Here is a 13938-nt window from a genome sequence, read left to right as displayed (position 1 = left end):
GTCGATCGAAGCGGCCAAGATGAAGTGACGGATCTGATCTGGATTAGGCTTGGTTTGCCCGGCGAAGGACTTCGGCAAGTGGCGGCCCGGGCAGCCGCCGTATTTGGACCATTTTCGAAAACCTGAATGCCCGATCTGAAGACGCCCGAATCTGCCGGCCGCCGTGGCCGGAAGCGAGGGGGCAACGAACTCCGGGGGGCGGCGACCAAGCCGGGCCCGGATGAGCGCGGATGGTTCCGGTGGGCGGACCGGACCTCTGCACCGAAAGGCCCGTGAGGAAATCCGAACGGGCTGACGCCGACGCCTGGCCGGACATGGGATCCGGGCGGCCGTTCGGTGGGACGTGGCGAACACGAGGAGGCTTCGAGGCTGCCATGGTTGACGTTGTCTGGAGTGAATTCGAGGGCGACCGCCCCGCCTATTTCAATCCCTACGGCCTGGGCTATCCGGTCGGTTCGCCGGAAAGCTGGGCATCGGGCGGCAACGCCGAATGGCCGGCCGGGAGCGGGCCCGACACGGGCACGATCTACGTCGTCGGATCCGACGACCTGAGCGGCTACGACCCCGCCACCGACATACTGGTGTTCGGTTTCCGGGACGGCGACGCCGTCACCGAGATGGGCGCGCACAACTACTGCGTCCTGTGGACTGCCGATCCGGACGGCACCTACACGCTGAACGTCATGCCGGTGAGCAGTTGGGAAGGTCAGGAGCCGATCGCCAGCATCGCCGGCATCGATCCGGCGGACCTGCCGACGCTGATCAGGAGCTGGGCCCCCACCAACAACCACTTCCAGGACGACCTGGTCGCCTCTGGATATGCGATCGATCCCGCCAGCGACTTCCCCGACAACCAGATCGTGGTGAAGACGGGCGTGGCCGGCGAGACGACGAGCTACGACTTCGCGGCCCTGCACGCCCTTCACGGCGACGACATCGTGCTCAATTTCACGACCTTCAGCGGCCGGGAAATGAAGATCGCGTACGACGACGCCTCCGACACCCTGACGATCTCCCATTTCGGCGACAGCTGGGGCGGCTACAACGACGCCTGGGGCAAGACCGTCATCACCAACGTCGAGCCCGCCGATCTCGCCGGGCTCGAGCAGCTGTGGCGCTACGATTCCGCGCTGGAGGACGGTCGGCTGCAGAAGGACCGCTTCAACACCTTCCTGGAAGACAACTCCGAGGGAGGCGACGGCGGAGCCGGCACCGATCCGAACCTCGTCCTGGTCATCGATTCGACCAGCGCCGGCATGGACCACGTGCACCTGCACGGGGCGGACGACTACATCCGCGTCGACGTGGACGCGGACGATCTCAGCACCTTCGTGGACGACGACGGCTATCTGAACCTCAAGGTGGATTCGACCGGCTTCGTGGCCATGGTGATGATGCCGGCGGCGGAAGAGCTCGTCGATACGCTGGGCGACCGCATCCGGTTCGCCGACGCCGATGCGCGCGCCGAGGTCGAGCAGGTCCTTTCGACGCTCGCCGGGACCGACGGGGGAACGGGCGGCGACACCGTCGGGGAGACCGGCGGCGACACGGGCGGGGGCACGCCGCCGGACCCGACGGCCGGCGAGATCCTCTATGCCGCCAGCAACGGCGATCTCGTCTACGAGGTGCGCTCGTCGTGGACCGGCGGGTTCGTCGCCGATCTGAGCTTCACGCCGGATTCGGCGGTGGGCAGCTGGCAGGTCGCCTTCACGCTCGACGCCGAGATCACCAACATCTGGAACGCCCGCATCGTCTCCCACGAGGGCAGCACCTACGTGGTCGAGAACGTCAGCTACAACGGGTCGCTCGGCGTCCGCCAGTCGACGGCGTTCGGCTTCCAGGCCTCCGGCACGCCGGACGCGCTGACGGCGGTCACGCTGAACGGCGCGGCGGCGCCGTACGACGGCGAGGGCACGACCGATCCCGATCCGGTGCTGCCGGAGCTGACGATCCACGACACCCTCGTCGACGAGGACGCCGGCACGGCGACCTTCTCCGTTCACCTGTCGGAGGCGTCCGACAGCGACGTCACGGTGGCCTTTGCCACCGCCGACGGCTCGGCCACGGCGGGCGCCGACTATGCGCCGCACGCCGGCAGCCTGGTGATCGCGGCCGGCGAGACGGAAGGAACCGTCACCGTCGAACTGATCGACGACGCCGACGTGGAAGGCGACGAGACCTTCACCGTCCAGCTCGCCAACGCCGACGGCGCGACGATTGCCGACGGAACGGCGGTCGGCACCATCCAGAGCGACGACGTCGCGCCGGTGGTGCCCGCCGTGTCGATCCTCGACACCAGCGTCGACGAGGAGAGTGGTGCTGCGACCTTCACCGTGCGCCTCTCCGAGGCAGCCGGAAGCGACGTGACCATCGACTTCGAGACGGTGGCGGGAACCGCCGAGGCGGGCTCGGACTTCGTCGCCAGGACCGGCAGCCTGGTCATCGCGGCCGGCGAGACCGAAGGCACCGTCACCGTCGACCTCGTCGACGACGCCGCCGTGGAGGCGGACGAGACGTTTCAGGTGCGGCTGACCGGCGCCGACGGCGCGACGCTTGGCGACGCGACGGCTACCGCCACGATCGCCAGTGGTGACGTCACCGCGCCCACCGATCCGCAGGTCACGGTGTCGTCCGGCCACAGCGTGTCGGAGGGGGCCGTGGGCGGCGGCGGCGGTGCGGCGACCTTCGCCGAAGGGCCGCTCTCGACCAGCGGCAATGCCATCGTCGATTCCGCCGGCAACGAGGTCGAGATCCGGGCGGTGAACTGGTTCGGGCTGGAAACCGACGTCTCCGCGCCGCACGGGCTGTGGGCGCGCAACTGGCAGGACATGATGGACCAGATGAAGGAGGAGGGCTTCAACGCCATCCGCCTTCCGTTCTCCGGCGAACTGGTCGCCACCGGGGGCACGCCCCAGGGCGTGGACTATTCCAAGAACCCGGACCTGGCGGGCCTGTCGGGCCTGGAGATCATGGACAAGATCGTCGGCTACGCCGATGCGATCGACATGAAGATCCTGCTGGATCACCACCGGGTCGACGCCGGCAACGGCGCCGAGGCGAGCGGCCTCTGGTACAACGACACCTACAGCCAGCAGGACTGGATCGACCAGTGGACCGAGCTTGCCGAGCGCTATGCCGGCAACGACGCGGTGATCGGCGCCGACCTGCACAACGAGCCGCACGGGCAGGCGACCTGGGGCGGCGGCGGCCCGACCGACTGGGCGCTGGCGGCGGAGACGGCCGGCAACGCCATCCTGGCGGTGAACCCCGACTGGCTGATCGTCGTGGAAGGCATCGGCGACTACCAGGGCGACAACTACTGGTGGGGCGGCAACCTGCAGGGCGTCGCCGACCGGCCGGTGGTGCTCGCCCAGGACGACAAGCTCGTCTACTCGCCCCACGACTATCCGGCGTCGGTCTATGCCCAGCCGTGGTTCTTCGACGGCTCGAACCTCGCCGAGGTGTTCTCCGAGCACTGGGGCTTCATCCACGAGCAGGGCATCGCGCCGATCCTGATCGGCGAGTTCGGCTCCCGGCTGGAGACCGACGTCGACCGGGCCTGGGCCGACGCGATCGTGCGCTATCTGGGCGGCGACTACGATCTCGATGGTGCCAGCGACCTTGCTCCGGGCGCGTCGGGCATGAGCTGGGCGTGGTGGTCGTGGAACCCGAATTCGGGCGACACCGGCGGCATCCTCAATGACGACTGGACGACGGTGCGCCAGAACGCCCTCGACGCGCTGGAGCCGCTGTTTCAGGACGAGGACGGTGGGGGTGACGGCGGGCCGTCGACGGTGACCTTCACCGTGGCGCTCGACCAGGCCTATTCCGACGAGGTGACCGTGTCGTTCGAGACGCTCGACGGGACGGCGGTGTCCGGCCAGGACTACCAGGCGGTCTCCGGCGAGCTGACGTTCGCGGCCGGCGAGACGGAAAAGACCGTGGCGGTAGCGATCCTCGACGACCAGGCGGCGGAGGGCGACGAGACGTTCCAGCTCTCGGTGACCACCTCGGGCGGCGACACCTCCGTCGGCACGGCGACCATCCGCGACGACGACGGCGGCAGCGGGCCGGTCGGGCCGGTCGACCCGGGCGATCCGGTCGATCCGTCCGACCCGCCGGTGACCGGCGACGGCGAGCTGTCGTTCGAGCTGAAGATCGTCAACGACTGGGGCTCCGGCGCCCAGTACGAGATCGCCATCGCCAACGAGGGCGACGCGGCGGTCGACGGCTGGCACCTGGGCATCGACCTGCCGTTCGAGATCACCCAGATCTGGAACGGCACGCTGGTGGCGTCCTCGGACGGCCACTTCGCCATCGAGAACGCCGAGTGGAACGGCGCGCTGGCACCGGGGCAGGAGGTGTCGTTCGGCTTCATCTCCGACGAGGGCAACTTCGACCTCGACGCGCTGCTGCGCGGCGCCGACGCCGAGCTGTTCGCGGCCTGACGCGCGACGTCGGCCGGCGCGGTCCGATCGCGGCCGCGCCGCCGGCGACGAAACGGCCGGGCGGGAAGCGGTGGGAAAAACGCCGCCGTTTCCCGCCTGCCGATTGATCGGCCGGGCTTTTCCCGGCACTGTCCGGTCCCGATCGGCAGCGGCAATCCGGACCGCGTTCCGCCATCGGGAGATCCCATGCTCGATATCGGTCACGACGTGCTCACCGCACGCCAGTTCGAACGCTCAGACCTGACCCGTCTCGCCGCCGTCGCCGACGCGCTGGAGCCGATCGCGCGGGGCGAAAAGGTCTGCCGCGTGCTGGAAGGCGCGGTGATGGCCAACCTGTTCTTCGAGCCGAGCACCCGCACCCGCATCTCGTTCGGCGCCGCCTTCGCCCGCCTCGGCGGCGCGGTGCTGGACACCTCCGGGCTGGAGACGACCTCGATCGTGAAGGGCGAATCGCTCTCCGACACGGCGCGGGTGATCTCCGGCTACGCCGATGTGATCGTGGTGCGGCATCCGACGCCGGAGGCCGCCAAGATCATCGCCGGCGCCGCCCTGGTGCCGGTGATCAATGGCGGCGATGGCGAGGCGGAGCACCCGACCCAGGCGCTCACCGACTTCTACACCATCTCCAAGGAGCTGAAGGCGCGCGGCAAGGAGATCGACGGGTCCACCATCGTCATCCTCGGCGACCTGCGCTTCGGACGCACGACCCATTCGCTGATCACCCAGATGTCGGTGTTCGACGACATCACCTTCCATCTGGTGTCGCCGGAGGCGCTGGCGATGCCCGAGCGCTACGCCGACATCGCCCGCGAGCGCGGCCATACGGTAAAGGTGTTCCGGACCCTGGAGGAAGGGCTCGCCGGCGCCGACGTGATCTACGCGACGCGCTACCAGAGCGAACGCTTCCAGATCGATCCGCAGGTGCGCGAGGCGGCCGAACGGCTGCGCCTCGACGCGGCGAGCTTCCGCGCCCACGCCCCCGAGGACGCGGTGATCCTGCACCCGCTGCCGCGCGACGAGGTGTTCGGCGAACTCGCCACCGACATCGACGCCATGAGCAACCTCGCGGTGTTCCGCCAGACCGACAACGGCGTGCCGGTCCGCATGGCGCTGTTCGTGACGATCCTCGGCGTGGCCGACACCTTCCAGGACATGGTCCGCGAGCCCACCTGGCCGCTGCGCCGCCGCCCCGCCAACCCCTGAGGGCCGCAACCCGTCACCCGGGCTCCGGGGCTCGGGCGGTCAGGCTCTGCCTGTAGAGGGGCCCAGCGCACCCGGTCGGTCGCTCAGGATCCCGCCGGGTGCTCCGGCGGGCGTCGGACGGCCCCCGACAGCTCCGCCTCAAGCGCGCGCTCGATGGTGGCGCGCGGGCGGGTGAAGCGGGCGAGCAGGTCGTAGAGCACCGGGGTCAGGAACAGCGTCAGCACGCTCGACAGCACCAGCCCGCCGACGATCACCGTGCCGATGGCGATGCGGCTTTCCGCGCCGGCACCGGAGGCCAGCACCAGCGGCACGGCGCCGAGCACGGTGGAGACCACCGTCATCACGATCGGCCGCAGGCGCAGCACGGTGGATTCCACCACCGCGTCGCGGACGCTCATCCCCTCGTCGCGCAGCTGGTTGGCGAACTCGACGATCAGGATGCCGTTCTTGGCCATCAGGCCGATCAGCAGGATCATCCCGATCTGGCTGTAGATGTTGAGCGACAGCCCCGCCAGCGACAGCGAGAACACCGCGCCGGCGACGCCGAGCGGCACCGTCAGCATGATGACCAGCGGGTGGACGAAGCTCTCGAACTGCGCCGCCAGCACCAGGAACACGATCAGCAGCGCCAGGCTGAAGGTGAGCAGCACGCCGCTGGCGGTCTCCTTGAACTGCAGCGACTGGCCGGCCAGCCCGATCCGCGCCTCGGCCGGCAGCGATTCCGCCGCCGCCTGCTCCATGTAGGCGATGGCGTCGCCGAGGGCGTAGCCGTCGGCGAGCGAGCCCTCGACCTGGATGGAGGGCAGCCGGTCATAGCGGCGGAGTTCCGCCGAGGCCGCGCCTTCCTCGACGCTGACGAGGGCGGACAGCGGCACCAGCGATGAGCCGTCGCCGGCCCGGATGAAGATGAAGTCGATGTCCGCCGCCGAGGCGCGGTCCTCGTCGGAGGCCTGCAGGAGTACCGGATACTCGCGGCCGCGGTCGATGAACGACGTCGCCTCGCGCGAGGCGAGCAGCGTCTGCAGGGTCGAGGCGATGGTCTCGACCGAGATGCCGAGATCGTCGGCGCGGGTGCGGTCGACCGTGACGTTCAGCTGCGGCTGGTTCTCCTCGTAGTCGAGCTCGACGTTGCGCAGCCCCGGGTTTTCGCGGGCCTTGGCGAGCAGCGTGTTGGCCCACTGCTTGACGCTCTCGAAGTCGGGTCCGCTGACGACGATCCTGAGCGGCGTGCTGGAGCCGCGCAGGCCGAGGCCGGCCGGGCTGACGGGGAAGCCGCGGGCCGCCGTCACCGAGCCCATGCTCTTCAACAGCTGGGCGACGATCTGGCGGAGCGACTTCTCGCGCTTCTCCCAGTCGGCGAGGCGCAGCACGACAAAGGCGCGGTGCGGACGGTTGAACGAGCCGGTGTAGGTGAAGATCGTCTCCACGTCGCCGGATTCCCGGAGCGGCTCGGCGATCTGCTCGATCTGCCTGGAGGCCTGGTCGGTGAAGGTGACGGTGCTGCCCTGGGGGGCGGTCAGCGGCACGAAGACGACGCCGCGGTCCTCGCTGGGCGTGAGCTCCTGCGGCAGCGTCACGAACACCATGGCGCCGGCGAAGGCGACGGCCAGCGCCACCGCGATCACCACCAGCGGCATCCGCACGCAGGCGACCAGCAGGCGGCGGAACCGGCGCAGCAGGAAGCCTTCGCGCGCCGTGTCGCCCGCGCTCTCGCCGGGCTTTGCGCGCTTGGCCCGCAGCACCTTGGAGGCAAGCGCCGGGCAGGCGGTCAGCGCCACGAAGGTGGAGATGATCACCGCGCCGGCCATCACCAGCCCGAACTCGACGAACAGCTTGCCGACCTGGCCCTGCAGGAACGACAGCGGCACGAACACGGCGACGAGGGTGAAGGAGGTGGCGATGACCGCGAAGGTCACCTGCCGGGTGCCCAGCGTGGAGGCGACCAGCGGGCTCTCGCCGAGATCGATGCGACGCTGGATGTTCTCCAGCACGACGATGGCGTCGTCGACCACGAGGCCGATGGCGAGCAGCAGCGCCAGCAGCGTCAGCACGTTGATGGAGAAGCCCAGCGCGCTGATCAGGATGAAGGTGCCGATGAGCGCGATCGGGATGGTGATGGCCGGCACCAGCGTGGCGCGCCAGGACAGGAGGAAGACGAGGATCACCAGCACCACCAGCACCAGCGAGATGCCGAGCGCGGTGACCACCTCCTTGATCGAGGCGGCGACGAAGATGGCGTCGTCGGACGACACCTCGATGGCCATGCCCTCGGGCAGCGTGCGCGACAGCGAGGCGATCTCGGCGCGCACCGCGTTGGAGATGGCGATGGTGTTGGACTGGCTCTGGCGGATGACGGCAAGGCCGACGGCCACCTGGCCGTTGTTGCGGACGATCGTGCTTTCGTCCTCGACGCCGCCGACGACCTGGGCCACGTCGGAGAGGCGGATCGGATAGCCGGCGACGCGGTCGATGACCACGTCGCGGAAGGCCTCGACCGACGGGATGCGGCTGTCGAGGCGGACAGTGAACTGGCGCGCCTCCGTCTCGATTTCGCCCGCCGGCAGCTCGACGTTGGCCTTCTTGAGGCCCGCCTCGACGTCGGCGACGGTGAGGTTGCGGGCCGCCAGCGCGCGCCGGTCGAGCCAGACCCGGACCGCGAACGGGCGCGCGCCGTAGATGTCGACGCTCGCCACGCCGTTCACGGTGGCCAGCCGGTCGATCACGTAGCGGTCGACGTAATCGGTGATTTCCGCAGCACTCATCCGGTCGCTGGTAACCGCCAGCCGCATCACCGGGTCGCTGTCGGAGTCGTTCTTGACGATCTGCGGTTCGTCGGCATCGAGCGGCAGGTCGGAGCGCACCCGCGCGACGGCGTCGCGCACGTCGTTCGCCGCCTCGTCGATTTCCCGGTCGACGTTGAATTCGACGGTGACGCGGCTCCGGCCGCGCCGGCTCTGCGACGAGATCGTCTTCACCCCGGCGATGCCGGCGACGGAGCCCTCGACGATCTCGGTGATGTCGGTGTCGATGATCTCCGGGGAGGCGCCGGTGTAGTTCGTCGAGACCGTGACCACGGCGGTGTCGATGTTGGGCAGCTCGCGGATCGGGATGCGGGTCAGCGCACCGATGCCGAACACGATGATCAGGAGGCTCGCGACCGCGGCAAGGACCGGACGGCGGATCGACAGATCGGAGAGCGACATCAGCCCCGATGCCCCTCCGTGCGCATGTCCGCGGCGCTGGGCCGGCCGGCCGGTTCGTCGGCCCCGTTCAGCACGTTCACCTTGCGGCCGTCGCGCAGCGACTGGATGCCGCGCGTGGCGATCACGTCGCCCTCTGCGACGCCCTCGGTGATCTCGACCATTCCCTTGCGGCGCTGGCCGGTTTCCACCTTGCGCTGGCGCGCCGTGTCGCCCTCGACGACGAACAGGTAGGTCGTCGGCCCCTGCACCAGCAGCGCTTCCTCCGGCACGACGACGGCCTGGCGCGACGAGAGGTTGAGGTCGAGGCGCATGAACATGCCGACCGGCAGGGTGCGGTCCTGGTTCGGCAGGCGGGCCCGCACCCGGAACGAGCGCGAGGTCTGGTCGATGCGGCTGTCGATCGCCTCCACCTGGCCGGTGAAGCGGCGGTCAGGGAAGGCGGCGCTGGTCGCCTCGATCGCCTGGCCGGCGGTGATCTGGCCATAGACGGTCTCGGGCAGGCGGAATTCGATCTCGACCTCGCTCAGGTCGTCGAGCGTGGTCAGCACGGTGTCGGTGTCGACGCGGGCGCCGAGATCGATCGAGGTGATGCCGAGCACGCCGTCGAACGGGGCACGGATGGTGCGGTCGGCGAAGCGGCGCTCGGCGCGGGCAAGCGCCGCCTGCGCCACCGCGTTGCCCGAGCGCAGCTGCTCCAGGCTCGCCTGGCTGATGGTGTTGGAGCGGATGAGGGTCTGGGCGCGCTCCAGCGCGCGCTGCTTCTCCTCGACGGCGGACTTCACCTCCTCGAGGGTCGCGATCTCCATCTCGTCGTCGAGGCGGGCGATCACCGCCCCCGCCTTGATCTCCTTGCCGGGGGTGATGTCGATTTCGGTGATGCGGCCCTCGGCGGACGGCACGATGTCGACGGACTGGAGGGCGCGGGTGGTGCCCACGGCTTCCACGTTGCGGTCGAGGGTGACGAGCTTTGCCCGCTCGACCTCCACCGACACCGGCTGCGACCCGCGCTGGGAACCGGCATCGGCCGTCTCTGCCGGCGGTTCAAGATAGGTCTGGTAAAGGATGTATCCGCCGTAGCCGAGGCCGGCGAGACCGATCACGATAAGAAGTTGCCGAAAAAGTCCCATCCGCCTCCGCCAGTCGCACTACAGACATCCTCGTTCCGCTGTGACACCAGGCGCGGGGCGAACACGTCATGCACGGTAGATCTCGAACAAATACCATACGTGCGGGCGCACTCCTCAGACCATTTATTGTGCGCACTCACTTTTGAAGCCGGCTGTCCGGGCTGCGGTCCGCTCCACCTGCCGCGATGAAGCGGGCTCCGCCGTCCTCGGAAACGCGTCAGCGCGCCGTCGAGCGGAACTGGTCGAGCAGCTGATAGGTGGTCGGGTTGTCGGGGCAGAGGCCACCGCCGCACTCCAGCACCGTCGAGACGCCGTTGGCGAGCACCATCAGGGCGAACAGACCGACGGCGAAACCGCCGAGCGCGCCGCGGCCGCCGCGACCGTGCCGGCTGTCGCTGAACTGGCTTTCCAGCAGCAGCATGATACCCGAGCCGGCCACCACCACCGCGAACAGGACGAACGCCCAAGTGTAGTAGTGCAGGCCGAGGAACGGGTCGCCGTAGGCGCCGGTGCCCGGCACGACGTGCAGGGCGATCTGGCGAAGCGCGACCGCCGCGCCGACGGCGGCGCCCAGCAGCATCAGGCCGTAGTGGGACGGACGCGGCGCGCACAGCACGTTGAGCGCCAGGCCGGCGCCGACGATGACGAAGCCGACCCGCTGGAGAAGGCAGAGCGGGCAGGGCAGCTCGCCGTAGACGAGCTGCCCGACGAAGGCCACCAGCAGCACGACGGAAATGGCGATGAGCCCGAGGGCGTTCAGGGGACGGGCGAGGGATCCGAGCATGGTGCCGCCCTACAGATCGATGTTGAGGGCGTCGGTCGCGTGGAAGCGGAACAGGACCAGCGTCAGCACGATGGTCGCGATCACCGTCCACACCGCCGGCAGGCGGGCGTTCATCCACGCCAGGATGCAGGCCAGCAGAATCCCGAAAAAGGGCAGCGCCATCATGGGATATTCCTCCCCCCGTCCTATATTGGGTCCAGCCTGGAACCCATCGCACCGTTCGTGCGTGATGACCTAAGCACCGCTTCCAGGCAGCCGCAACCAAAGGACTTCACATGGAAATGGACGACCTCGAAGCCCGCTCGGGCCTGCCGGATGCATTGCGGGTGCTGCTGGAGAAATATCCCCGGGATGGCTGGGCGAACGGCACGCCGATGGGCGGGCTCACCCAGTTCTGGCTGGAGCGGCACCTGATGTTCCGGCAGCTCCTGACCCAGCTCGTCGAGGACGGACAGGCGCTCGTCGACGCCGACATGGCGGCCGAGGACTACGGCAAGCGGCTGTCGCGATTCGGCGGCTTCCTGGTGAACCAGCTTCACGAGCACCATCACGTCGAGGACGCCCACTATTTCCCGCTGCTGGCGGCGAAGGAGCCGCGGCTCGCCCCGGGCTTCGAACTGCTGGACCGCGACCATGTCGCCCTCGACGGGCATCTGACGACCTTCACCCAGGAGGCGAACGCGCTCCTTCAGGCGCTGCAGGCCGGCGCCGCCACCGGCGGGGAGGACGGCCGTCTCCTGGCGACGCTCGGCCGGCTGAACGGTTTCCTCGACCGCCACCTGACCGACGAGGAGGAGATCGTCATCCCGGTGCTGCTCGAGTACGGCGAAGGATCGCTCGGCTGACGCACGCCGGCGGAGCGGTCATCGGTTCGGGGCCGGGCAGGCGGGTCGCGACCGGGGAGTTGTTCCGTCGAGATCGACTGAACGTTATAATATTACATCTTCGCCGAACTGGTGTTCGGGCGGGTTCGTCTCGGCTTTTCCGGGTGCGTACGGTGCCGAAGACTTGGCGCTGAAGTATTCGTCATTTCACTGTCATCGAACCTGCGCGCGACTGTCACGAACAGCGTGTACCTGCCGGCCGAGTAGTCCAGTCAGTGACTCGAAGCCCAGGAGCCTCCCATGCACCGTCACGTCCTTCTTTCGACCGTCGCGCTCGGCCTTGTGTCGACCGCAGCCTTCGCGCAGGAGCCGTCCATCGTCCAGAAGGACAGCCAGTGGTACACCGATGCGCAGTCCCGCATCGAGGAGATGGCCTCCCGCCAGGTCAACACCGGCAAGGCCAAGAACGTCATCCTGTTCATCGCCGACGGCAACGGCATCGGCACCAACTACGCCGTGCGCCTCTATGACGGCCAGCAGAAGGGCATGCTCGGCGAGGAGAACGTGCTTCCCTACGAAGCCTTCCCGAACGTCGCGCTGGTGAAGACCTACAACATCAACGCCCAGACGCCCGATTCCGCCCCGACCGCGGGCTCCATGAACACCGGCGTGAAGCAGCGCTTCAACACCATCAACCTGAACGAGAACGCCATCCACGAGGACTGCGCCTCGGAGAAGGGCAACGGCCTGACGACGTTCTCCGAGATCGCCAGCAGCGAAGGCAAGGCCGTGGGCGTGGTGTCGACCGCGCGCATCACCCATGCCACCCCGGCGGCGGTGTACGCCAAGACGGCGAACCGCGACTGGGAAGGCGAGGCGGACGGCGACTGCGCGGACATCGCCACGCAGCTGCTCCAGGCGATGCAGAACGGCACCGTGGACTTCGCCATGGGCGGCGGCCGCGCCTACTTCCTGCCGGGCGACGTGAAGGACGACGAGGGCAAGGGCGGCAAGCGCAAGGACGGCAAGAACCTCGTCCAGGCCGCCAAGGACGCCGGCATCCAGTACGCCTGGAACACCGAGACGGTGAACGGCCTCGACCTCGACGGCAAGACGCCGGTTCTGGCGCTGCTCGAGAGCAGCCACATGAAGTACGAGGTCGACCGGACCGACGCCGACGAGCCGTCGCTGACCGACATGACCAAGGCGGCGATCGAGTACCTGTCCAAGAACGAGGGCGGCTACTACCTGGAAATCGAATCCGGCCGCGTCGACCACGCCAACCATGACGGCAACGTCTTCCGCGCGCTCACCGACGGCGTCGAGTTCGCCAAGGCCGTCGCCGCCGCCGACGAGATGACCAACGACGAGGACACGCTCCTCATCGTCACCGCCGACCACGAGCACGCCATCGCGTTCAACGGCTACTGCGGCCGCGGCTCCGCCATCAACGGCCTGTGCATGGGCGTCGCCCGCGAAGGCATCAAGAACACCGGCGAGCCGGAGCTGGCCGCCGACGGCAAGCCCTACACGGTGGTGGGCTACCTGAACGGCGTCGGTTCGGTGCTGAAGCAGGAAGGCAACGACTACACCGGCTCGCGTCCGGAGCTCACCCAGGACGCAGCGCTGGACAAGGACTACATCCAGCAGGCGCTGATCCCGATGTCGTCGGAGACCCATTCGGGCGAGGACGTCGCGGTGTTCGCCAAGGGCCCGTGGGCGCACCTGTTCGACGGCATGATCGAGCAGAACTACATCTTCCACGTGATGAACTACGCCGCCAACGGTGGCGCGGCCCAGTAAGGCCGACGCCGCTTTCGAGCGGCTGCGACGGATCGGAAAGGCCCGCCTCGGCGGGCCTTTCTCCGTTCTGTCATGTGGATCGGCTATGGGCTGGGTGACTTTCAGATGAGGCGGGACCGATGAACCGGAGACACTTTCTCGCTGGACTTGCGGGCACGCTCGCGCTGCCGCGGATCGCCCGCGCCGCCGACGAGCCGCTGCGCATCCGTGCGCTCTACGACAAGGGGTTCGTGTTCTCCAGCGCCGCCGAGGCGCTGAACGGCGACCGCGTCACCTTCCGCGGCTTCATGGCGCCGCCGCTGAAGGCGGACTCGACCTTCTTCGTGCTCACGGCGCGGCCGATGGCGGTCTGCCCGTTTTGCGAATCCGAGGCCCAGTGGCCCGACGACATCCTCGCCGTCTACGCCAAGCGCGTGGTCGACGTGATCCCGTTCAACGTCGAGATCGTCGCCCGCGGGCGGCTGGAACTCGGCACCTACGAGGATCCGGAGACGGGCTTCGTGAGCCGCGTGCGCATCCTCGACGCCACCTTCGAGCGGGTGTGAG

The 13938-nt window shown here is 68.7% G+C and carries 9 protein-coding genes; 5 read left to right on the top strand and 4 right to left on the bottom strand.

All coding sequences use genetic code 11. The features are described 5' to 3' along the window. Positions 1-374 precede the first annotated feature (374 nt). The gene (locus AB7M35_RS02875; protein WP_453957097.1) at positions 375-4448 is read left to right on the top strand and encodes a Calx-beta domain-containing protein; all 4074 of its coding nucleotides are present in this window, start codon (positions 375-377) and stop codon (positions 4446-4448) included. 186 nt (positions 4449-4634) lie between these two features. Further along, on the top strand, positions 4635-5651 hold the full coding sequence (gene pyrB, locus AB7M35_RS02870; protein ID WP_453957096.1) for an aspartate carbamoyltransferase: 1017 nt from the start codon (positions 4635-4637) through the stop codon (positions 5649-5651). Positions 5652-5734: 83 nt separating this feature from the next. Here the strand turns inward: pyrB and AB7M35_RS02865 are convergent, their stop codons facing one another. From AB7M35_RS02865 to AB7M35_RS02850, 4 genes are all read right to left on the bottom strand, one after another. Then, a complete protein-coding gene (locus AB7M35_RS02865; RefSeq protein WP_453957094.1) occupies positions 5735-8854 on the bottom strand; it encodes an efflux RND transporter permease subunit in 3120 nt (1039 codons plus the stop codon). Continuing rightward, positions 8854-9981 (bottom strand): efflux RND transporter periplasmic adaptor subunit, encoded by a 1128-nt coding sequence (locus AB7M35_RS02860; protein ID WP_453957093.1) that lies wholly within the window; start codon positions 9979-9981, stop codon positions 8854-8856. The genes AB7M35_RS02865 and AB7M35_RS02860 overlap by 1 nt, the downstream gene beginning before the upstream one ends. A 217-nt stretch (positions 9982-10198) precedes the next feature. After that, a complete protein-coding gene (locus tag AB7M35_RS02855) occupies positions 10199-10765 on the bottom strand; it encodes a disulfide bond formation protein B (RefSeq protein ID WP_453957092.1) in 567 nt (188 codons plus the stop codon). Between the two features lie 9 nt (positions 10766-10774). Next, on the bottom strand, positions 10775-10927 hold the full coding sequence (locus tag AB7M35_RS02850) for a DUF5993 family protein (protein WP_453957090.1): 153 nt from the start codon (positions 10925-10927) through the stop codon (positions 10775-10777). Between the two features lie 119 nt (positions 10928-11046). Between AB7M35_RS02850 and AB7M35_RS02845 the strand changes: the two genes are divergently transcribed. The 3 genes from AB7M35_RS02845 to AB7M35_RS02835 all read left to right on the top strand — a co-directional run bounded on the left by AB7M35_RS02845 (position 11047) and on the right by AB7M35_RS02835 (position 13937). Then, positions 11047-11610 carry a hemerythrin domain-containing protein gene (locus tag AB7M35_RS02845; RefSeq protein WP_453957088.1) on the top strand — a complete coding sequence of 188 codons (564 nt, stop codon included), beginning with the start codon at positions 11047-11049 and terminating at the stop codon, positions 11608-11610. Between the two features lie 279 nt (positions 11611-11889). Next, complete coding sequence (locus tag AB7M35_RS02840; protein WP_453957087.1) at positions 11890-13392, top strand: alkaline phosphatase; 1503 nt, start codon at positions 11890-11892, stop codon at positions 13390-13392. A gap of 119 nt (positions 13393-13511) precedes the next feature. After that, complete coding sequence (locus tag AB7M35_RS02835; protein ID WP_453957085.1) at positions 13512-13937, top strand: hypothetical protein; 426 nt, start codon at positions 13512-13514, stop codon at positions 13935-13937. The last annotated feature ends 1 nt before the right edge of the window (position 13938 follow it).

The sequence above is a fragment of the Amorphus suaedae genome (assembly GCF_053629675.1).
Note: the sequence above shows the minus strand (reverse complement) of the source record. Positions and strands in the feature narration are given on the sequence as shown.